The following is a 20,135-nucleotide window of genomic DNA, read 5'->3' on the forward strand; positions in this document are numbered from 1 at the left end:
AGGGGATCGCCATGGACATCCAGCTCACGCCGGAACATGAGGCCATTGACCAGAGCGTCCGTGACCTGTGCGCCAATTTCGATGACCAGTATTGGACCGACTGCGAAGAAAATGCGCGCTTCCCGGTCGAATATTACGACCTTTTGGCCAAGAATGGCTGGCTGGGCATCACAATGCCCGAGGAGGTCGGCGGCGCAGGACTGGGCGTGACGGAAGCCGCGATCATGATGCATGCGGCGACATCAAGCGGCGGCGGCTATTCAGCCGCCTCCGCCATCCACATCAACCTGTTCGGGCCTCATTCGATCGTCGTTCACGGCTCACCCGAGCAGAAGCAGCGGTGGCTGGTGCCGCTCCTTCAAGGCAAGGAAAAAGCCTGCTTCGGTGTCACCGAACCCGATGCCGGCCTCGACACGACCTCCATCAAGACCTTCGCCCGGAAGGTCGATGGCGGCTACATGGTCCGGGGCCGCAAGATGTGGACGTCGACAGGCCAGGTCGCCAATAAGATCCTGCTCCTGACCCGGACGACCCCGAAGGCGGAGTGTAAGCGCCCAACCGACGGCATGACGCTGTTCTACACCGATCTCGACCGCGAGAAGATCGAGGTGCGCCGCATTCACAAGATGGGCCGCAATGCCGTCGATTCGAACGCTGTGTTCATCGAGGATCTTTTCATCCCCGAAGAGGATCGCATCGGCGACGAGGGCAAGGGCTTCTACTACATCCTCGACAGCCTAAATCCGGAACGCATTCTGGTCGGCATCGAGGCGATCGGCGTGGGCCGCAATGCGATCGACCGCGCCGCCAAATATGCCCGCGAGCGCGTCGTTTTCGGGCGACCCATCGGCCAGAACCAGGGTATCCAGCACCCACTCGCGGAAGCCTGGACCTATCTCGAATCCGCCTACTGGATGTGCCTGCGGGCGGCCTCGCTCTATGACAATGGCAAGTCCTGCGCCGCCGAGGCCAACGCGGCGAAATTCCTGTCGGGGCGCGCGGCGTTCGATGCCTGCACCAAGGCGGTGATGACGCATGGCGGCATGGGCTATGCACGCGAATTCCAGGTCGAGCGGCTGTTCCGCGAATCGATCCTGCCGCGCATCGCACCGGTGACCGAACAGCTCATCCTGTCGTTCATCGCCGAGAAAGTTCTCGGCCAGCCGAAATCATACTGAGCATGGCTCGAACGCCGGACGCTGATACGCGCCACCAGCCCGCCAACCTTTGGCTAGCTATGCGGTCTTTTCGTCCAGCATCCCCTCTGCGCCGCCAACCGCGATCTCGTGATAGGCGGCCACATGCCGGTGCATGCGGCGGAACGCGGACTTCGCGTCACGGCGACGGATGGCATCGAGTATCTTGGTGTGCGCGGCCACGGCCGTCCGGCGCAGTTCGGGCGTCGTGACGTGCTGATAGTCCTGCGCGTCCTTGATCGGCATGGCGATCGCCTCCATCAGCGCAACCAGCGGCTCGTTTCCGCTCGCCCGCGCAATGGCCAGATGCCACTGGAGATTGACGCTCTTGTAGCGCGGGACATCGTCAACCACGGCGACGAACTGCTCATGCAGCGCCTCCATCTCGGCAAGCTGCGCCTCGGTCCGGTTCTCAGCGGCCAGTTCAGCCAGCGTCGGCTCGACGGCGACCCGGCACTTCAAAAGCGAATCCAGCCGGATGCCATGCGTGCGCACGAACAGTTCGAAGGATTTCGCCGCCGCCTCGCGCCCCGGAAGCGTGACCATGGAGCCGCCCGAGCGGCCCACCTTGGTCGTAATCAGGCCTTCCGATTCGAGGATGCGAAGCGCGTCGCGCACCGATGTGCGGCTGAGACCCGAATCGGCGACGAGCTGCCGCTCGGTCGGCAGAAAGCTGCCCTGCAGCAGCTTGCCGCTGACGATCATCTCCCGCAGTTGCGCCGCCAGGATGTCGGCGGCCTTCGGCACCTGGACCGGCGTAATGGTTGGAACATTTCGGTTGTTCATTCAGATGACCAAATCGCGGTATGGAATTATCGCACATCTTATGCCGCGCCATTGAGCAGCGATAGCGGCAATCGCGACAGGTTGGCGTCGCCACCTCTCACAGTTGCAGTTCATCAACAGGAAGCTTCGGCTCAATAACCGTGCTGGCCGCGACTTAGCCGCCAATGTCTACGCATGGAGGAGATTGCGATGACCAATGATGTCCTTTCACTCGAAGGAAAGATTGCTGTGGTTACGGGCGCAGCGAGCGGAATCGGCAGGGCCGGCGCGACCGCCCTTGCTGCCGCCGGTGCTCGCGTGGCGATCCTGGATTGGGACCGGGCTGGCATCGCCAGCCTGGCAGACGAGATCAGCGCGGCCGGCGGTGACGCGCTGGCGCTGGAATGCGATGTGTCGAGCGAGGCCGCCGTCCGGGCAACTGCCGGAGAGGTGGCAAGCCGGCTTGGCCCCTGCGACGTGCTGGTGAACAACGCCGCGATCATCCGCGCAGGCTCGCTCGACGAGCTCACGCTGGCGGACTGGAACCTCCTCTTGTCGATCAATCTGACCGGATATTTCCTGTGCGCCCAGGCTTTCGGCAGGCAGATGCACGCCAGGGGTCGAGGCTCGATCGTCAATGTCGGGTCGGTGGCGGCAAAGCATGCGACGCCTTTCGCGGGCGCCTATTCTGTGGCGAAGGCAGGCGTCCAGATGCTGTCGCGGCAGATCGCCGTCGAATGGGGCGAGCAGGGCATCCGGTCCAACTGCGTCAGCCCCGGCTTGATCCTCACATCCCTATCGGAATCCATGTATGCGCGCCCCGGCATTCGGGAGGCGCGGGAGCAGATGATCCCCTCGCGCCGCATCGGCAAACCGGAGGACATCGCCAAGGCCGTCCTGTTTCTCGCCAGCGATCTCTCCGACTACGTCAACGGCGAGGAACTGACGGTCGATGGCGGTTTCGTGCGCAATCTGCTGCGTCTCGTGCCGCGCGCCGGCTACGAGAAGGACACGTCTTGAGTGCACGGACACGATGGTCCGGCGCTTCGTGCCGGACCTTCGCCTCAGTGCACCGCAGCGAACATGATCCGCTCCTCGGTCGCCTCACGCGGCGTGAATTCCTCGACAACCCGGCCCGAACGCCACACCAGGATTCGGTCCGAGAGATTGAGGATTTCCGGCAGGTAGGACGAGATGACAATGACGGCATGGCCTTCGTCCGCCAGCCCGTTGATCAGCTGATGGATTTCGGCGATCGCGCCGACATCGACGCCGCGTGTCGGCTCGTCGAAGATGATCAGGCTCGGCTTCTGCACAAGGGACTTGGCGATGACGACCTTCTGCTGATTGCCACCTGAAAGCTCGATCACCTTGGCGTTGTTGTTGATCGCGCGGATATTCAGCGCCTTGCTCCATTCGGCGGCAAGGTCCTTCATCTCCTCCATGCTGATCACGCGCGTTGAATCGAAACCTGCCGCGAGCTTGCCCATGTGCACGTTTTCGGCAATCGACATTGTCTCGAATAAGCCCTCGATCTTTCGATCTTCCGTAACGTAGACGATGCCGTCGCGAACCGCCTGTTTCGGCACGCGGTAGCGCACCTGCCGGTCATGGACATGGATCTCGCCGCCATTGAAGAAATTGCGCTTGAGCACGCCGGCGATGATCTTGGCGGTTTCGGTTCGGCCGGACCCGATCAGCCCGAACATGCCCGTCACCTGACCGGAATAGATCGAAAACGACGAGTTGCGCACGACCGATCCCATCGAGACGTTCTGCACGCTCAGCACCTTGCGTCCCGCCTTCCGCAACCCCTGCCCCGTCTGGTGACGGTAGAGTTGGTCTGACAGCGTACGCCCCACCATCGCCCGGATGATCTTGTCACGATCGAAGCTTGAGGTGACGTCGCTGCTCACGAGTTCGCCGTCGCGCAGGATCGTGATCCGGTCGGAGATTTGCAGCGCTTCTTCCAGCGCATGCGAGATGAAGATGATCGATACGCCGCGCAGTTTGAGGCGACGGATCAGCGCGAAGAAATGGTGTTTTTCTTCAGGCGTCAGCGCAGCGGTCGGCTCGTCGAAGATGATGACGCGGACGTTCTTGCGCACGGCCCGCGCAATCTCGACCATCTGCTTGTGCGCAGCGCCCAACGTCGAGACAACTGCCGTCGGCGGAACGTTGAAGTTCAGCGACTGCATGAAAGTCTGCGCCGAGATGTTGATGCCGCGGATGCGGTTGAACCATTTCTCGTCACCGAGATAGAGGTTCTGCGCCACAGTCATCGACGGTACCAGACTGGTCTCCTGAAAGACCATCGCGACGCCATTCTCCAGCGCCTCGGCTGGACTTGAGAAGCTAACTTCCTTGCCGTCCAGCAGCATCGTGCCGTGTGTTGCCTGCGTCACGCCCGCCATCAGTTTTGTCAGCGTGGACTTGCCCGCGCCATTCTCGCCGAGGATCGAGTGGATTTCGCCCTCTTGAAGCGTGAAGTCGACCTTGGAGACCGCGGGAACGCCGCGATATTCCTTGGTCACCTGACGCATTTCGATCAGCGCGGTGCTCATGCGACCTCCGTTGATTCCTCGAGCCGAACAATCGCGTCTGCACCCTTGCAGGCAACCAGCGCGCCGCTTGCATGGTCGACCGCGCTGGTGACGCCATGACGCCGCCCGTCGGCGCGGCTGTGATAGCTCGCGATTGGCGCAAAATCGGCGGCGAGCCGGATCAATAGCCCGTATGAACATGACGGCGCCCATGGCTTGAGAATGCCGAGATGTTTCAGCGCGCCGCCCTGCAAAGGTTCCAGGAACGTCGTCGAGGCCCTGAGACTCGGCGCGATCCAGTGGTCGGGCGATGTCTCGTTCATCATCGCACGCCTGTAGGCCGGTTCGCGCTGCAAGAGTTCGATCAATTGGCTGCGCGGCACAGGAACACACAGCCAATAACCCTCGCCGGCTGCCGGCACGAGCCGCGACGGATATCCGGGGAGGTCGGACAGAACCGGCTCCGCCTTGCCACCTGCGGAAACTGTGATCACACGATGACGCCAGCTCTCCGCGACGGCTACACGCCCGTCTTTCAGTGCCACGATGCCCGCCGGCCAGCCAAGTCCGGATGCGAGCTTTTCCGCGCGTCCGGAGGCTAGGTCGATTTTCCAGACCACGCCATCCGCTCGCCGTTCGAGCAGGTCGCGTTTCCAGTCAGAGAGCGACGCTTTCGATGATCCCTCACAAGCCAGAAGATTGCCGTCGGCATCGAAGGTCAGCGCGGTCAGGCACCTGATCGGCGCAGCCGAGCCGACGATCTCCCGCTCACTGCCATCACCGGCACGCAGCAGGATCGCGCCTGTCTCAAGGCCGATCGCAATCGTCCCGTCGCGCGCCGCCATAGCGGCAATCGGGCTCGAATAGGCTGCGACCTGCACCGCAGGCTTTCCGCTGTCTTCCGAGCGCATCAGCCGCGCACCGCTCGAAAAGTGCACCACGCCACCCGATACCACCAGGTTGTCCGGCGCGGTTTCGCCGGCGACCAGCGCCGCCTCCTCGATCGCCTGATTGGGTCGCAGCACGCCGTCCATTGGCGGCACGGTCACGGCCGCGTCGCCGCTGCCGCGAAATTCGTCCCATTTTCTCCGCAGCGCGCCGATCATGATTTCTTGCCCCAATAGTCTTCGAGGGCGACCCAGTTCTGGTCGGCGCCGGGGATCGTGTAGCGCCCGATCCGATTGTTGTAGGCACCACCGAGGAACAGCTTGCCCTTGTGCTCACGGATGGATGTCAGCATCGGATGCGCCTCGCCGCCGAGATCCCACAGACAGTCGAGCACATTTCCCTGCTCGTCGAAGCGGATGACGCAACCCGTGTTCATGTTCGGGTAGAGCCATTCGTCCGGCGGGATCTTCAACACCATCCGCCGGCGGAATTTCGGGAAGCGCATCGCCACGTCGAATGCGGCTGAACGCATGCCGGTCAGCGCACACCAATAGGTGCCATCGGAACCGCGATTGATGTTGTCCGGATAGCCCGGAAGATTGTCGATGACGATTTCCGACTGACCCTTCTTCGGCCCGTCGAACCACCACCGCGTAATGCGGCAACCCCAAGTCTCGGCAAACAGCAGCGACTGGCCGTTGCGCTCTACGCAGATGCCGTTCGGCAGTTGGAGATTGGACACGACGGTCTTAGTGGAATTGTCGCGCGGGTCGTAGCAGATGATGCGGCCATTGCCCCGCGCTTCGAGCGCGTCCACCATCCACTCGTAGACCTCGTAACGCACGGTCGCTTCCGAGAAGAAAATCCGGCCGTCCGGCGCGATATCGAGATCGTCCGCCAGCCTCAGGCGCGTGTCGTCGATGACCGACAGGCGACTCCGGTTCGTCTCGTCAGTCAGCTTGACCACCTCGCGCGCGGGATCGGGTGTAATCTTGTAGAGCCCCATCCCGGCTACGCAGGAATAGATGTTGCCCTGCGCATCGCAGGCCATGCCGAGCGGCGTTCCGCCGATATGGGCAAACACCTCCCAGCGTTTGTAGTCCGGGGCGAAGAAGCGGATGATGTCGCCGTGGCGGCTGCCGCAATAGACGTTCTCCTCCCAGTCGAGAACCATGTCCTCCGGTCCGTCCAGATCGCCCAGCCCGATTGCCTCCACGCCCTTTAGCTTGTCGTTCATCGCATAAGGCGAACTCGAGCCGAACGCAGTCTCCGGCAATGGCGGCAGGCGGAAATAGGTCGGCGAGACATAGGCGCGCGACAGCACCTTGTGGCGGTTCTTCAGCCAGCGCACGTCGATGGCGACGGCGAGCAGGAGGATGCAGCCAAGGACCGTGGAACTCGCGCCGCTGCGCAGTCCCATGCGGATCAGCGCATTTTGGACGAGCACGACAATGATCGTGCCGAGCACAGCCTTGACAATCGAGCCGCGCCCGCCCCCAAGGCTTACGCCGCCGAGCACCACCGCTGTGAGCACGGTGAATTCGAGCCCCAGCCCGACATCCGAGCCTGCGTTGAGCTGGCGCGCCGCGTAGAAACATGCGGCGATGCCGACCATGACACCAGAGATGACATAGGTCAGGCAGACCGTGCGGCGCACATGGATGCCGGCATTGTAGGCCGAGCGGCGCGATCCGCCGACGGCCATCACGTGCCAGCCGAAGCGGGTGCGTGTCAGCACGACATGCAGGATGACGGCCGCAACTAGCGCGAAAATCAGGACGCCGGGAATGCCGTAGACAATGCCGACCGCCATGAATTCCCATGCGGCTGACTGGTTGAAGCCGCTGGTGAACACGGTCGGATATTTCTGCAGCAGCAGTTCGACCAGCGACCGGACGAAGATGAGTGTCACCAGCGTCGTCAGGAACGCGCGCAAGCGCAGGTAGCCAATGGCGATGCCGTTCACCAGGCCGACCAACCCGCCGATCGCGAGCACGATCGGCAACGCCATAACCAGCGGCATCTCGTAATTGTTGATCAGCGCCAGCGCCGCCAGGTTGCATAATGCCAATGTCGAGCCGATCGACAGATCGATGCCGCCTGCCATGATGACGATTGCGAGGCCGATGGCGATGAACAGGTTCTCGCCGAACACGCGCGACACATCGGACAGACCCGCCGACGTGAAATAGCCCGACATCAGGATCGCGAACGAAACGACCACGATGCCCAGCAGCAGCGTCGGGATGGCATTGTCGATCCACGGCTTTGCCAGGATCTCGCCGACGACATGGTCAGGGACGAGCTTGTAGCGCCAGCGCGAGTAGGATTCCGACAACGACATCTCGACACCTCAGTGAAGGATTTGCCGGCCCCGTTCAGGAGCCGGCAGCGCAGGATTTATGGATCAGCCGCCCGAGCGCTTCAGCTCGTCGAGCGTCCAGCAGGAAGACGGGGCGAGGTTGTCCTTCGCGATGCGCTTGATCGGCGTATAGAGCGCGAACGGCGTCGAGCCGGGCTTCGGTTTGGTCTGCAGCAGCATCTTCACGGCCGCATTCAGGTCGCGCGTCTGGCCAGGCACGTCATAGCTGAAATAGGCGCCGAAATTGCCGTTCTCGACATTGTCACAGGCCGCCGACTTTGCACCACCGCCGGAGGTGACGATGTGCAACTTGTCGAGCATGCCGGCATCGCGCGCAGCGGCCGAAATACCGATATCCTGACCGTCCCAGATGCCCATGACACCGCAGAGATCCGGGTGCTGCTTCAGCAGCGTCGCGGTGATGCCCTGCGCCTTCGTCGCATCATAGTCGGCCATCTGCTCGGCAACGATCGAGATGCTCGAATCTTGCTTGAGCACCTCGTTGTAGGCCGCGATCGAGGTCTCGACCCCTGGCGTGTTCGGGCGGCCGAGCACATAAGCGACCTTGCCGTTCTTGCCGCTGCCCTGCCCGCAGGCCTTGACCATGTCCTCGGCCATCAGTGTCGCGATCTGATACCAGTCGGCCCCGACATAGACGTCGCCGTTCGCAACCGATTTCAGGTTGATCTGGATGACATTGATGCCTTCGGCCATCGCGCGCGGCACGATGCGGTTATAGGCTTGCCGATCGAGCGGGTGCAGAACAAGCACGTCCGGCTTTTCGGCGATGAAACCGTTTGCGGCCTGCGTTGCCGCCTCGGTGCTCCAGTTGGGATCGCGCACCTCGACCGTATAGCCGAGCGCCTCGGCCTGGTTCTGCATGCCCGCAAACCAGCCTTCGGTCAGGTCGAAGCCCATGGCGACGGGCACGAACGCGACCCGTTTGCCCTTGAGCGATTCGTAGTAGGTCGCCGACTGCCCGTCATCCTTGACGTCCTGTGCGACCGCCAGGCCGGCGCAGCCAAGCACGGTCGCGACGGCAAGCGAAATGATCTTCCTCATGCGTACCCCTCCTTGTTCTGGTCGCGGAACGCGCCAGCGTAAAATTGCTAGATGTCGCCGCTCTGCGCGGTCTGCTCATCCCGGGGATTGAGGATCTGGTCGATCACGATCGCCGCCAGAAGGATGAGGCTCTTGAACATGTTCTGGGCCGTGTAGCCGAGGTTCATGATCGTCATGCCGTTGAGCAGCACGCCGATCAGAAGCGTGCCGACGATGACGTTCCGAACCCCGCCCTTGCCGCCGGCCAGACCGACGCCGCCGAGCACCACGACGAGGATCACGTCATAGACCAGCGTCGACAGCGCGACGCGCGTGTTCATGCTCGACACCGCGGTCGCCATGACGAAGCCCGCGATCATCGCAAGCGACGCTGTCATGACATATTGCAGCACGATCAATGGACGCGTTGGCAGGCCTGTGATGCGCGCAGCGAGCGGATTGTCACCCGCGCCATAGAGGAACCGGCCCCATTTGGTGTAGCGCAGGAACAGATAGACGACCGCGCTCACCACGCCGAAGACGATGACAGGCGCGGGAATGCCGAACAGCCGGCCCTGCCCGAGAGCCCATAGCCACCCGCCCTGCGCCGGCAGATAGACGACATCGAGATCGACCATCCAGGTCCGGCCGACGCCATAGACAACGGTGCCCATCGCCAGCGTGGCGAAGATCGCGGGGATTTCGACGTAGGCGATCAGGATACCGTTCGCGATGCCGACAAGCAGGATGAAGCCGATCGCCAGCAGCACCGATGAGGTCACCGGCATTCCGCCATTGACCAGTTGGAACGCCCAGCCGACCGACATGACCATGATGCTGACCATCGACAGATCGATGCCCCGCCCGATGATCGAGATCGCCATACCGACGCCGAGGATGCCGAGGATCGAGACGCTCTGGATCAGCGAGACGATGTTGCCGACCGAGGTGAAGCCCGGAAGCGTCAGCGCGAATGACACGAACAGCACGACCGCGATCGCGGCCACGACGTGCTCCTGGCTGATCCGTTCCAGTCTCATGATCCCCTCCCGTGCTGACTTGGCGCTTGCCCCAGCGGAATCGGAAGTTTTGATCTACCTTATTTATTATGTTGTCAATATAATGGACGACCATTAATACATCTTGATCATGCGGCGCGGATTTTCAGCACATCCGGCTGAATGGCGCGGCGCTATCGCGCCGTGAACCCGCCATCAATCACAAGGTCCGCCCCGGTAACGAAACGGGATTCGTCCGACGCCAGATAAAGCACGCCCCAGGCGATATCGTCCGGCACGCCCATATGCCCGACAGGCTGCAGCGCATCATATTTGCGCCTGAGATCATCCGGGTCCGACGAGCGGGCAAAAGACCGCTGCACCATCGGCGTGTCGGTGAAGCCGGGACAGACCGAATTGACCCGCACCGCCACGCCCTTCTGCGCGCATGACAGCGCGACGGATTTCGTCATCAGGCGAACGCCTCCCTTCGACGCGTTGTAGGGAGAGACATCGGCCAGACCGACCATGCCCATGACGGAGGCAATGTTGATGATGGACCCTTGCGCCGGATCGTTGCGCTCCATCAGGGCGAGCGCGTGCTTCGTCCCGAGAAACACGCCGTCGAGATTGACCGCCATCACGGCGCGCCAGTCTTCGAGAGAGAGTTCGGTCGGATAGATTCTGGGTATGCTGACGCCAGCGCAATTGACCGCGATGTCGAGGTGACCAAACCTCTCGGCGACCTTTTCCATAGCTCGCCGCCACTCCGCTTCTGATGTCGTGTCGAGGCGAATGGCGAGGCCCGTGCCGCCTGCTTGCTCGATCTCCTGCAACTGCTGCTGAGAGCCGGCCTCGTCCAGATCGGCAAGCACAACCCTGGCGCCCTCACTGGCAAGCAATCGCGCGCAGGCCGCGCCGATACCATTGGCTGCACCGGTGACGACTGCCACCTTTCCGTCGACCCGCCCCGGCTTTGTCGTCTCAGGCATTGAGCGTCCCGCCATCGACATTGATCGTTTGTCCCGTGACGTAGGATGAGCCGGGTCCGCACAGGAACGTCACCACCGACGCGACTTCTTCCGCCTCGCCGAACCGCCCCAATGGTATTCCGGCAAGCAGCGCGTCCGACCGATGTTTCAGCACATCCACTGTCATCGATGTGAGGATCGCGCTCGGCGCAACGGCGTTCACCAGCGTATGCGGCGCAAACTGCCGGGACAGGCTGCGGGTCAGGCCGACGATGCCGGCCTTGGCCGACGCGTAGGCGACATAGCCTGCCGTCCCGCGCCTATAGGCGGTCGATGAGCAGAAGACGATTCGCCCGACCTGTGACGTGTCGCGTCGGCTCTGGTAGGCAACCGCCAGATCGTAGGCATTGGTGAGGTTCGCCGCCATGGCGCGGTCCCACACATCGTGCCTATCCGCGTCGAGCGGATCGGGCTCGAAGACGCCTGCCATGTGGACAAGGCCGAACACAGCTCCGCCCGCTGCATCGAGCACGCGCGCCGCTTCGGCCGGGCTGTCGATCGCCGAGACCACAATGTCAGCCGACCCCGTGGGGAAGCCATCGCGCACACGTTCCAGCCGCCCTTTGTCGATGTCGACGAGCGTCACCTTGGCGCCAAGTTCGATCAGCTGCCGCGCACAGGCGCTGCCGATGCCTCCCGCACCACCTGTGATTACAAATCGACGCTCGGCCATTCTCAATTCCATTTATCAACCAAGCATAATGATAAAATGGTTTGACCAATGTGTCGAGCATGCTAGATGCATGGCGTGTTTCATGGTTGAACGCATGTCGCAGCAATCTCCGCAGCCGTCAGATATGGCCGCGCCCTCAGGTCGGGCGATCAGGATCGGTTGTGGCGCGGGTTTCTCCAACGACAGGATCGAGCCCGCCCGCGATCTCGCCGAGCGCGGAGAACTCGACTTCCTCTTCTTCGAGTGCCTTGCCGAGCGAACACTGGCGCACAGCCATCTGGCCAGGCGTCGCAACCCGTCGGCGGGCTACATTCCGATGTTGCGCAAGCGCCTCGAAGCCACGCTGCCGGGCTGTCGCGCAGCCCGCACGCAGATCATCACGAACGCAGGCGCGGCCAATCCCGCCGGCGCCGCCGAATGCGCGGCCGACGTCGCGCGCCAACTGGGCATGACGGGACTGCGCATCGCCGTGGTCGAGGGCGACGACGTGCTGGACCTTCTGGAGCCGGCAACGCCGCTGCTCGAAGGCGGCCGCCTTGGCGACCATACCGGCGAGCCCATCTGCGCCAATGCCTATCTCGGCGCAAATGTCATCGCTGACGCGCTGGACGCGGAGGCCGACATCGTCATCGCGGGCCGTGTGGCCGATCCCTCGCTGGTGCTTGGCCCACTGATCCACGCGCATGGCTGGAGCCAGTCAGACTGGGAAAGGCTCGGCGCCGGCACGCTCGTCGGCCATCTTCTGGAATGCAGCACGCAGGTGACCGGCGGCTATTTCGCCGATCCGGGCGTCAAGGAGGTCAGCAACCTCGCCTTTGTCGGCTTTCCCATCGCCGAGGTCAGCCCGACCGGCGCAGCGACGATCACCAAGCTGAACGGAACCGGTGGCTGTGTCACACGCAGCACGGTCATCGAACAGCTCTTCTACGAGATGCATGACCCGTCTGCCTATCTGACACCCGATGTCTCGGCGGATTTCACCAGGGTCGCCATCACTGACCGGGGCAATGATCGCGTCGACGTCAGCAATGCGGCTGGCCGGCGCGCACCGGACAATTACAAGGTAACAATCGGCTTTGACGGCGGCTTCTTCGCCGAATCCGAAATCGGTTATGCGGGCCATGGGGCTGCCAATCGCGCCCGCTATGCAGCCGAAATCTTGTGCGAACGGATGGCTGTGCTGCATGGCATTCGCGACATGCGCATCGATCTGATTGGCGTCGCTTCACAACACGCAACCGCAAGACCTGACGATTGCAACGCTGATGGGCGTGACGTGCGGATGCGCGCAGCCCTGCGAACGTCCGACAAGGATCTTGCAGAGGCCCTGCTGATGGAAATGGAGACGCTCTGGATCGCAGGGCCGGCCGGCGGCGGCGGCGTTCGCGGACGCGTCTTGCCGTCGATCGTCACGCGATCGGCGCTTGTTCCGCGCGAGCGTGTGAAGCCACGGTTCACCATGATGGTCTCATGACAGAGACCCGGCTCGGTGACATCGCAACCGCGCGCGCAGGCGACAAGGGCGACACCTCCAACATCGCCGTGTTCGTGAGAGACCTTGCGCATTATCCAGCCGTCGAGCGTCAGCTCGACGCGGACCGGGTGGCCGCGTCCTATCCCGATCTCTTTCGCGGACCCGTGACACGCTATTGCGTGCCGCATCTCGGTGTCCTGAATTTCGTTATCGAAAACGGGCTTGAAGGAGGCGTGAATTCCTCCCTCAATCTCGACGCGCATGGAAAGTCGTTCTCCTTCCTGCTGCTCGACTTGACGGTCGACCTGCCGGACGGAGCTGGTTGATCATTTGGGAGGAAATACAATGAGACTCTGGGCCGTCGTCAAGAATGGGCAGCCGCTTGAATGTCTGGAGGTCGCGACCCCCGAGCCGAAGGGCACCGAGGTCGTACTCGAGGTGACGTATTGCGGCGTCTGCCATTCGGATTTGCACTTCTGGAAGGGAACCTACGATCTCGGCGGCGGCAAGGTGATGACGCTCACTGACCGCGGCGTTCAGTTGCCGCGTGCGCCCGGTCATGAACCGGCCGGCCGCGTGGTCGCCGTCGGCCCGGACGCCAAGGGCGTCGCGATCGGCGACCGTTGCGTGATCTTCCCGTGGATGGGTTGCGGCGAGTGCTGGCGCTGCAAGAGCGGCGACGAAAACCTCTGCGACAAGCCGGCCGCAATTGGCGTCATCCGCCACGGCGGCTTCGGCTCACACATCGTCGCGCCGCACCCGCGCTATCTGTTCGACTATGGCAATGTCGATCCGGCCAGCGCGGCGACCTATGCCTGCTCGGGCATCACCGTCTATTCTGCGATCAACAAGTTCCGTCCGCTTCACAAGGACCGCCCGATGCTCCTCATCGGCGCAGGCGGTCTCGGTCTTGCGGCCATGGCCATGCTGCGCGCACTCGACCACACCGGCGACATCATCGTCGTCGACATCGCCGAGGACAAGCGGCAGGCCGCACTCGACGAAGGCGCAGTGGCTGCCATCGACGGCCGGGCGCCGGACGCGGTCGCGCAGGTCCAGGCGGCAGCCGGCGGCGCGCTTCTTCAGGCGATGGACTTCGTCAACAATGGCGCGACGGTGACGATGGCGATGGAGGCGCTCGGGCGCGGAGGCCAGCTCGTGCTCGTCGGCGTCGCGGGCGGCGAGATTCCGCTCTCCGTCTCCAGCCTCATCTTCAGGCCGCGTGCGATCATCGGATCGGCGACCGGAAGCCTGAACGACCTCAAGGCCGTGCTCGATCTCGCCAAGTCGGGCAAGCTCAAGCCGACACCGGTCGAGCGGATGCCGAAGGACAAGGCCAACGAGGCGATGGAAAAACTGCATTCCGGCCATGTCAAGGGTCGGTTGGTACTCGAGGGCGCCTGAGAATGCGTCTTTTGCGGTCGGGCCGAGCTATTCGCTCGACCGCAGGATGGACGAATAGGCGGTGAGATGTTTCTCCATGCCGCGTGCCGCCGCCGCCTCGTCCTGCCGCTCGATCGCCGCCATCACTTCGGCATGCGCCATGACGGCCGCCCTGCGCGTTTCGGGCGTGGTCACGACTTCATAGCCTGTCGCCTCATAGACCGGGGTGGAGATCGCCTCCATCAGTGCCGTCAGCGGCTCGTTCCGGCTCATGCTCGCCACCGCCAGATGCCACTGGAAATTGACGCGCCTGTAGCGCTGGATGTCGTCGGTCGACGCTTCGAATTTTCGATGCAGGTCGCGCAGGATATCCAGTTCCTGCTCGGTGCGGTTCCGCGCGGTCAGCTTGGCGAGCATCGGCTCCACCGCGATGCGGCAGTCGAGCAGCGCCTCGAGACTGACCCCGTTGGTCCGCACGAACAGTTCCGTCGAACGCGCCAGATCGGTGCGCTTCGGCACCGTCACGCGCGCGCCGCCGGAGCGCCCTGCCCTGATCTCGATAAGTCCTTCGGTCTCGAGGATCTTCAGCGCCTCGCGAACCGAACCCCGGCTCAATCCCGATTCGGCGACGAGGTCGCGCTCGGGCGGCAACAGATCGCCGGAGGCGAATTCGCCCTGAATGATGAGGTCGCGAAGCCTAGTTGCAAGCAGGCCCGACGCCTTTGGAACCACGACGCGATCGATCTGATATTCCGAGGTCATCCAACTCTCAGCTTTGCACATTGGGTGTGCGTGGATGTGTCCATACAGCCGCAAGCGGTTGATGCGCAATGGTCTAGCCGAAAACACATTTCCATAACCAGCCGCTCAATCGGTTACAATTTCGGCTTTCCACGAAAAATGGTCCCCAATCGCCGAATCCGACTGGACCTCGCACGGCGCAATGTATTAAATGTCAGACCAACAGCAAAAATAAATCATTTACATATCGTGCCATTCTCTGGGAGGAGCCAATGCACATCGTGAAGACCACCCTGGCGGCGCTTGCTTACGCTGCTTTTGCCACCACAGCGCAGGCTGAAACGCGCCTGTCTCTGACATCAGGTTTCCCGCCCGGATCGATTCCGCCGGTCGCGCATCAGCAACTGGCAGACTGGCTGGCCGCAAACAGCGACCTCAAGCTCGACGTGACGGCCATGACCCTCCTGAGCCTTCCGGAGACGTCGGCAGGCCTTCGCGACGGCATCGCCGACATGGCCTACATGCTCACGCAGTACTATCCAGCCGAGTACAAGGAATCGAACCTTGCCGGCGACATGACCATGCTAACCACGGTTGGCACCAAGACGGACGTGCCGGGCCTCGTCATGTCAGCCGCATTCGCCGAATACGTCGCGCTGAATTGCGATGGCTGCCAGACCGAATTCAAGGCGCAGAACCATGTGTTCCTGGGTTCGGGTGCGAGCTCGGCCTACGCGCTAGTCTGCCGCTTGCCGATCAACACGGTCGCCGATCTCAAGGGCAAGAAGTTCCGCGTAGGCGGTGGCAATTTCGGCCGCTGGGCGGAGTATTTTGGCGGCACGAAGGTAACGATGCCCGGCGCCGAGATGTTCGAGGCACTGAGCCAGGGGGTGGTCGACTGCTCGACACTTTCCACGCCTGAATTGGTCAACTGGCAGCTGTTCGACGTGACCAAGGCGGTCGTTCTCGGCGCACCCGGCGGCGTCTACGGCGCGGTCGCATCCAACAACATCAACCGCGACAAGTGGAAGAGCCTGACCAATGAGGAGCGCACGGCTCTGCTCAAGGGTGCAGGTATCGTCACCGCCGGCGTGGCGATTGGCTACCAGCAGCAGGCGGCAGCCGCCGAGAAGATTGCCAAGGAAAAGGGCATCCCTGTTGAGCCGGCTTCGGCTGAGCTGCAAGCGGCGTCAGACGCATTTGTCACGGAAGACATGAAGGCCGTCGCCAAGCAGTTCACCGACACCTACGGCCTCAAGGAGGTCGACGCGAAGATGAAGACCATCGGCGACCTCATCGAGAAGTGGAAGGGCAAGCTGCAGGGCGTCGATATCTCGACCAACCAACCCTATGCCGACCTCCTCTGGACCGAGATCTACTCGAAGCTCGATCCCGCCACCTACGGCATGGACTGACACGCATTGCCGGGGTGCGCCACCGCACCCCCGCCCACGCCTGCAAATATCAATCGGAACATTGATCATGCGTCGCATCGCCATCACGTCGACCCTCGCCCTGATGACTGCCCTGACCACGTCGGCCATGGCGCAGGACAAGCCGCTGAAGCTTTCGTCCGGCTTCCCGCCGGTTGCCGTGCCGCCGATCGCCTACAAGACGGTTGCGGAATGGCTTGCGGCCAGCTCGGCCTTCAAGGCCGAGGTCTTCTCGATGACGCTGCTCAGCCTGCAAGAAACATCGGCCGGCATCCGCGACGGCATCACAGACGTCGGCTATGTGCTGACGCCCTATTCGCCTGCGGAGTTCTCGGAAATGAACCTCGCGGCCGATATGTCGATGCTGGTCACGACTGGAACGCAGGCGCCGAACATGGCGATGTCAGGAGCGATCGTCGAATATGTCACACTGAATTGTCCGGATTGCCAGGATGAATTCACCGCCCAGAACCAAGTGTTCCTGGGTGGTGGCGCATCGACCGCCTATTCGCTCGTCTGCAAGGATCCCATCAACACGATCGCCGAGATTCGCGGCAAATCGATCCGCGTCGGCGCGCCGGTGTTCGGGCGCTGGGTGGAAAAGTTCGGCGGCACCAAGGCCTCGATACCCGGCTCGGAAATGTTCGAGGCGCTGAGCCAGGGCGTTGTCCAGTGCACCATGGTCGGCACGCCCGATGTCGTAAACTTCCAGCTTCAGGACGTTGTGAAGTCCATCATGGTCGGCGCGCCCGGCGGCGTCTTCGGCGGCACCGCCTCGATGAATGTGAACCTCGACCTGTGGCGCAGCCTTACCGACGAAGAGCGCAGAACGCTCATCCAGGCGGGCTCGCTCATGACGGCTGAAGTCAATGCCGGCTACAACCGCCAGGCAGTCGATGCCGAGAAGTCCATCCGCGACAAAGGTATCGCGATGGTCAACGCCACTGACGAGTTCGTCGCCGCGACGAATGACTTCGTCAGGGAGGACATGAAGACGATCCGGCAGCAGTTCACCTCCCTCTACGGCGTCAACGATGTCGCGAAGAAAATGGCCACTATCACGACGCTGGTCGACAAATGGAAGGTCAAGCTGGAGGGGGTCGATCCCACGGACGGCGAGGCTTACCGCAAGCTCCTTTGGAAGGAGATCTATTCCAAGCTCGATCCCGCCACTTACGGGATGAAGTAGCGATGGAAGACGTCGTTCCCGGCGAAAACACGCCTGAACCGCCACGGCCCGCAGCCTTTCCCGTTCGCATACTCGGTCGCCTCATCGACGTTACGACCGTCGTCGGCGCAGTCGCTGTCGCGCTGATGATGACGCACATCGCAATCGACGTGTTAGCAAAATACGTGTTCGGCATGCCGCTGCCCGGCACGATCACCGTCGTTTCGAACTATTATATGATTGTTGTCGCGTTCCTCCCGTTGGCATTCACGGAGCGGGTCAACGGGCATATCTCCGTCGAAGTCTTGACGGAGCACTTCCCGATGGGGCTCCAGCGCGCGCTCAACATCGCTGCGATGTTGATGGCGGCCTTCATTATTGGCGCCCTCGCGTGGCAATCCTGGCTCGATGCCGAGCGCGCCAGGGACATCGGCACCTTCGAGATCGAACACGACGCGAAGCTGCTGACCTGGCCCGCGCGCTACCTGTTGCCCATCGGCTGCGCCCTGATGGCGCTCACGTTCGTCGCCAAGATTCTGCTGGCGCTGCGGCGTGGCGCGGCCCAGCCGCTCAACAGGCCCTTCTTCTAAATACTATAGTCTCGGACCGGGAGGACGGTTTGACCAACATTGCGATCGGCTATGCCGGGATTGCCGCCCTCCTTGCGCTGATCGCGCTTCGCGTGCCCATCGGCATGTCGCTCATAGGCGTGTCCTTCGTGGGGATATGGTCGATCGTCGGGCCTCGCGCCGCGTTCGGCGCGTTGGGAACGATCCCCTGGAACTTCACTGCGACCTGGCAGATGAGCTCGGTACCGATGTTTCTCCTCATGGGGTTTCTGTGCTTCCACGCGGGGCTGACGAAAGGCCTGTTCAACGCGGCCCGGCTGTGGATGTCGCGCCTGCCGGGTGGAGTTGCGATCGCATCGGTTTTCGGCGCAGCGGGGTTCGCGGCGGTCACCGGCTCGTCGGTTGCCTGCGCCGCAGCGATGGGTCGTATCGCCATCCCCGAAATGATGCGCAACCGCTATGACGCCGCCTTCGCGACAGGCACGCTGGCGGCGGCCGGCACGCTCGGCGCGCTGATTCCGCCGTCGATCCTCTTCATCCTCTACGGCATCATCGCCCAGGTTCCGGTCGGACAGTTGTTCATGGCCGGCGTCGGCGCGGGCCTGCTCACGGCCGCGGGCTATGTCACGGTCATCATCATCCGGGCCAAGCTCAATCCCGCGCTTGCGCCGCCGCTGACGGAGAAGCCCACAGCAGCAGAGCGTCTTGCGGCGCTCGGCGAAACCTGGCCGGTCACAGTGCTGATGGCGGGTGTGCTCGGCGGGCTGTTCTTCGGCATTTTCACGCCGACGGAAGCGGGCGGCGCAGGCGCAGCCTTCTCGCTCATCATCGCTCTGGTTCGCCGCTCGATTAGTTGGCGCGGCTTCTACAATTCGCTTGTCGAGACGATGCAGACATCGGCCGCGTTGTTTATCATCGCCATCGGCGCAAACATGCTTACGCGTTTCATGGCGATCAGCGGCGCCGGCAACGACCTTGCTGCCTTCATCAATGCCCTTGGCGCGGACCCTGCCGTGCTCATGATCGGCATCACCATCGTCTACCTGCTGCTCGGCATGTTCCTGGAGCCGATCGGCGCGATGCTGCTCACGCTGCCGATCCTGCTCCCTGTCCTCAAGAGCGCGAATATCGATCTGCTTTGGTTTGGCGTCATCCTCGCCAAATATCTGGAGATCGGCATGATCACCCCGCCGATCGGTCTGAATGTGTTCGTCATCAAGAGCGTGGTCGGCGACCTCGTATCGACAGGCCGCATCTTCTACGGCATCACCTGGTTCCTGGTGGCAGATCTTGTCGTTATCACGCTGCTGATCGTGTTCCCGGAGATCATTCTCTGGCTACCTTCGATGATGCGCTGATGCTGCCCCTCTTCACCGGCGTCAAACAGGTCTGCGTCGTTGTCGAGGATCTCGACGCGACCATCCGCAGCTATTGGGAAACGGCGGGCATCGGCCCCTGGGCGGTGTGGACGCCCGCGCTGACCGGCATGCGAATCCGCGGCGAGGACACGCCCTATTCGATGAAGCTCGCCATGGCGTGGACCGACGGCTTCATGTGGGAGGTGGTACAGCCGCTCAGCGGACCGTCGATCTATCGCGAGCATCTCGATCGATACGGCGAAGGCATGCATCATGTCCTCGTGCAGACAGGCAATCACGACTACGATGACATGATCGCGGAAGCGAGCCAGCGGGGCTGCGCGCCTCTGATGGAGGGCAACTGGAACGGCACCCAGTTCGCCTATCTCGATACAATCGGGCCGTTGAAGATGGTGCTGGAGGTCTTCCGGCGGCCACCGGCTTACAAACGACCAGAGCCGGACTACTGCTACCCGCGCCGCCCCGAGAACATGCCTCTGTAGGTCTCGACT

General features: G+C 62.6%; 19 protein-coding genes. 10 read left to right on the forward strand and 9 right to left on the reverse strand.

Annotated elements, in window-relative coordinates; translation table 11 throughout:
- Window positions 1–11: 11 nt before the first annotated feature.
- On the forward strand, window positions 12–1,178 hold the full coding sequence (locus B9Z03_RS05160; RefSeq protein WP_085463204.1) for an acyl-CoA dehydrogenase family protein: 1,167 nt from the start codon (window positions 12–14) through the stop codon (window positions 1,176–1,178).
- A gap of 57 nt (window positions 1,179–1,235) precedes the next feature.
- Here B9Z03_RS05160 and B9Z03_RS05165 read toward each other — a convergent pair whose 3' ends face one another.
- Window positions 1,236–1,982, reverse strand: coding sequence for a FadR/GntR family transcriptional regulator (locus B9Z03_RS05165; protein WP_085463205.1), 747 nt, complete (start codon window positions 1,980–1,982; stop codon window positions 1,236–1,238).
- A gap of 189 nt (window positions 1,983–2,171) precedes the next feature.
- On the opposite strand from B9Z03_RS05165, the gene B9Z03_RS05170 reads away from it, so the two are divergent.
- The gene (locus tag B9Z03_RS05170) at window positions 2,172–2,981 is read left to right on the forward strand and encodes an SDR family NAD(P)-dependent oxidoreductase (RefSeq protein ID WP_139832173.1); all 810 of its coding nucleotides are present in this window, start codon (window positions 2,172–2,174) and stop codon (window positions 2,979–2,981) included.
- 44 nt (window positions 2,982–3,025) lie between these two features.
- Here B9Z03_RS05170 and B9Z03_RS05175 read toward each other — a convergent pair whose 3' ends face one another.
- From B9Z03_RS05175 to B9Z03_RS05205, 7 genes are all read right to left on the reverse strand, one after another.
- Window positions 3,026–4,525: a sugar ABC transporter ATP-binding protein gene (locus B9Z03_RS05175; RefSeq protein WP_085463207.1), complete on the reverse strand. Its 1,500-nt coding sequence runs from the start codon at window positions 4,523–4,525 to the stop codon at window positions 3,026–3,028.
- The gene (locus B9Z03_RS05180) at window positions 4,522–5,610 is read right to left on the reverse strand and encodes an SMP-30/gluconolactonase/LRE family protein (protein ID WP_085463208.1); all 1,089 of its coding nucleotides are present in this window, start codon (window positions 5,608–5,610) and stop codon (window positions 4,522–4,524) included. The genes B9Z03_RS05175 and B9Z03_RS05180 overlap by 4 nt, the downstream gene beginning before the upstream one ends.
- Entirely contained in the window at window positions 5,607–7,736 is a 2,130-nt protein-coding gene (locus B9Z03_RS05185; protein ID WP_085463209.1) for an ABC transporter permease, read from the reverse strand. The genes B9Z03_RS05180 and B9Z03_RS05185 overlap by 4 nt, the downstream gene beginning before the upstream one ends.
- Before the next feature lie 63 nt (window positions 7,737–7,799).
- On the reverse strand, window positions 7,800–8,816 hold the full coding sequence (locus tag B9Z03_RS05190) for a sugar ABC transporter substrate-binding protein (RefSeq protein ID WP_085463210.1): 1,017 nt from the start codon (window positions 8,814–8,816) through the stop codon (window positions 7,800–7,802).
- Between the two features lie 47 nt (window positions 8,817–8,863).
- Complete coding sequence (locus B9Z03_RS05195) at window positions 8,864–9,835, reverse strand: ABC transporter permease (protein ID WP_085463211.1); 972 nt, start codon at window positions 9,833–9,835, stop codon at window positions 8,864–8,866.
- A gap of 152 nt (window positions 9,836–9,987) precedes the next feature.
- Window positions 9,988–10,785 carry an SDR family NAD(P)-dependent oxidoreductase gene (locus B9Z03_RS05200; protein WP_085463212.1) on the reverse strand — a complete coding sequence of 266 codons (798 nt, stop codon included), beginning with the start codon at window positions 10,783–10,785 and terminating at the stop codon, window positions 9,988–9,990.
- Window positions 10,778–11,497, reverse strand: a complete 720-nt coding sequence (locus tag B9Z03_RS05205) for an SDR family NAD(P)-dependent oxidoreductase (RefSeq protein ID WP_176247435.1) — start codon at window positions 11,495–11,497, stop codon at window positions 10,778–10,780. The genes B9Z03_RS05200 and B9Z03_RS05205 overlap by 8 nt, the downstream gene beginning before the upstream one ends.
- 124 nt (window positions 11,498–11,621) lie before the next feature.
- Here B9Z03_RS05205 and B9Z03_RS05210 point away from each other — a divergent pair, with 124 nt between their 5' ends.
- From B9Z03_RS05210 to B9Z03_RS05220, 3 genes are read left to right on the forward strand one after another with little or no spacing between them, the layout of a single operon-like run.
- Window positions 11,622–12,971: an acyclic terpene utilization AtuA family protein gene (locus B9Z03_RS05210; RefSeq protein WP_139832174.1), complete on the forward strand. Its 1,350-nt coding sequence runs from the start codon at window positions 11,622–11,624 to the stop codon at window positions 12,969–12,971.
- The gene (locus B9Z03_RS05215; protein WP_085463215.1) at window positions 12,968–13,297 is read left to right on the forward strand and encodes an AtuA-related protein; all 330 of its coding nucleotides are present in this window, start codon (window positions 12,968–12,970) and stop codon (window positions 13,295–13,297) included. Before B9Z03_RS05210 ends, B9Z03_RS05215 begins: the two co-directional genes overlap by 4 nt.
- Before the next feature lie 19 nt (window positions 13,298–13,316).
- On the forward strand, window positions 13,317–14,375 hold the full coding sequence (locus B9Z03_RS05220; protein ID WP_085463216.1) for an alcohol dehydrogenase: 1,059 nt from the start codon (window positions 13,317–13,319) through the stop codon (window positions 14,373–14,375).
- A 27-nt stretch (window positions 14,376–14,402) separates the two neighbouring features.
- Here B9Z03_RS05220 and B9Z03_RS05225 read toward each other — a convergent pair whose 3' ends face one another.
- Entirely contained in the window at window positions 14,403–15,116 is a 714-nt protein-coding gene (locus B9Z03_RS05225; RefSeq protein WP_085463217.1) for a FadR/GntR family transcriptional regulator, read from the reverse strand.
- A 251-nt stretch (window positions 15,117–15,367) separates the two neighbouring features.
- On the opposite strand from B9Z03_RS05225, the gene dctP (B9Z03_RS05230) reads away from it, so the two are divergent.
- The 5 genes from dctP (B9Z03_RS05230) (at window position 15,368) to B9Z03_RS05250 (ending at window position 20,126) form a co-directional block, all read left to right on the forward strand.
- Window positions 15,368–16,510 carry a TRAP transporter substrate-binding protein DctP gene (gene dctP / locus B9Z03_RS05230; RefSeq protein WP_085463218.1) on the forward strand — a complete coding sequence of 381 codons (1,143 nt, stop codon included), beginning with the start codon at window positions 15,368–15,370 and terminating at the stop codon, window positions 16,508–16,510.
- A 67-nt stretch (window positions 16,511–16,577) separates the two neighbouring features.
- Window positions 16,578–17,717, forward strand: a complete 1,140-nt coding sequence (gene dctP / locus B9Z03_RS05235) for a TRAP transporter substrate-binding protein DctP (RefSeq protein ID WP_176247436.1) — start codon at window positions 16,578–16,580, stop codon at window positions 17,715–17,717.
- 2 nt (window positions 17,718–17,719) lie between these two features.
- Complete coding sequence (locus B9Z03_RS05240; protein ID WP_176247437.1) at window positions 17,720–18,286, forward strand: TRAP transporter small permease; 567 nt, start codon at window positions 17,720–17,722, stop codon at window positions 18,284–18,286.
- A 29-nt stretch (window positions 18,287–18,315) separates the two neighbouring features.
- A complete protein-coding gene (locus tag B9Z03_RS05245) occupies window positions 18,316–19,623 on the forward strand; it encodes a TRAP transporter large permease (protein ID WP_085463220.1) in 1,308 nt (435 codons plus the stop codon).
- Entirely contained in the window at window positions 19,623–20,126 is a 504-nt protein-coding gene (locus B9Z03_RS05250; RefSeq protein ID WP_085463221.1) for a VOC family protein, read from the forward strand. Before B9Z03_RS05245 ends, B9Z03_RS05250 begins: the two co-directional genes overlap by 1 nt.
- Window positions 20,127–20,135: the final 9 nt, after the last annotated feature.

The sequence above is a fragment of the Mesorhizobium australicum genome (genome assembly GCF_900177325.1).
GTDB classification, from domain to species: domain Bacteria; phylum Pseudomonadota; class Alphaproteobacteria; order Rhizobiales; family Rhizobiaceae; genus Mesorhizobium_A; species Mesorhizobium_A australicum_A.

Bases quoted from the DNA above. Each gene is read 5' to 3' on its own strand.
- B9Z03_RS05160 (WP_085463204.1), top strand. From the start codon at position 12: ATGGACATCCAGCTCACGCCGGAACATGAGGCCATTGACCAGAGCGTC.
- B9Z03_RS05165 (WP_085463205.1), bottom strand. From the start codon at position 1,982: ATGAACAACCGAAATGTTCCAACCATTACGCCGGTCCAGGTGCCGAAG.
- B9Z03_RS05170 (WP_139832173.1), top strand. From the start codon at position 2,172: ATGACCAATGATGTCCTTTCACTCGAAGGAAAGATTGCTGTGGTTACG.
- B9Z03_RS05175 (WP_085463207.1), bottom strand. From the start codon at position 4,525: ATGAGCACCGCGCTGATCGAAATGCGTCAGGTGACCAAGGAATATCGC.
- B9Z03_RS05180 (WP_085463208.1), bottom strand. From the start codon at position 5,610: ATGATCGGCGCGCTGCGGAGAAAATGGGACGAATTTCGCGGCAGCGGC.
- B9Z03_RS05185 (WP_085463209.1), bottom strand. From the start codon at position 7,736: ATGTCGTTGTCGGAATCCTACTCGCGCTGGCGCTACAAGCTCGTCCCT.
- B9Z03_RS05190 (WP_085463210.1), bottom strand. From the start codon at position 8,816: ATGAGGAAGATCATTTCGCTTGCCGTCGCGACCGTGCTTGGCTGCGCC.
- B9Z03_RS05195 (WP_085463211.1), bottom strand. From the start codon at position 9,835: ATGAGACTGGAACGGATCAGCCAGGAGCACGTCGTGGCCGCGATCGCG.
- B9Z03_RS05200 (WP_085463212.1), bottom strand. From the start codon at position 10,785: ATGCCTGAGACGACAAAGCCGGGGCGGGTCGACGGAAAGGTGGCAGTC.
- B9Z03_RS05205 (WP_176247435.1), bottom strand. From the start codon at position 11,497: ATGGCCGAGCGTCGATTTGTAATCACAGGTGGTGCGGGAGGCATCGGC.
- B9Z03_RS05210 (WP_139832174.1), top strand. From the start codon at position 11,622: ATGGCCGCGCCCTCAGGTCGGGCGATCAGGATCGGTTGTGGCGCGGGT.
- B9Z03_RS05215 (WP_085463215.1), top strand. From the start codon at position 12,968: ATGACAGAGACCCGGCTCGGTGACATCGCAACCGCGCGCGCAGGCGAC.
- B9Z03_RS05220 (WP_085463216.1), top strand. From the start codon at position 13,317: ATGAGACTCTGGGCCGTCGTCAAGAATGGGCAGCCGCTTGAATGTCTG.
- B9Z03_RS05225 (WP_085463217.1), bottom strand. From the start codon at position 15,116: ATGACCTCGGAATATCAGATCGATCGCGTCGTGGTTCCAAAGGCGTCG.
- dctP (WP_085463218.1), top strand. From the start codon at position 15,368: ATGCACATCGTGAAGACCACCCTGGCGGCGCTTGCTTACGCTGCTTTT.
- dctP (WP_176247436.1), top strand. From the start codon at position 16,578: ATGCGTCGCATCGCCATCACGTCGACCCTCGCCCTGATGACTGCCCTG.
- B9Z03_RS05240 (WP_176247437.1), top strand. From the start codon at position 17,720: ATGGAAGACGTCGTTCCCGGCGAAAACACGCCTGAACCGCCACGGCCC.
- B9Z03_RS05250 (WP_085463221.1), top strand. From the start codon at position 19,623: ATGCTGCCCCTCTTCACCGGCGTCAAACAGGTCTGCGTCGTTGTCGAG.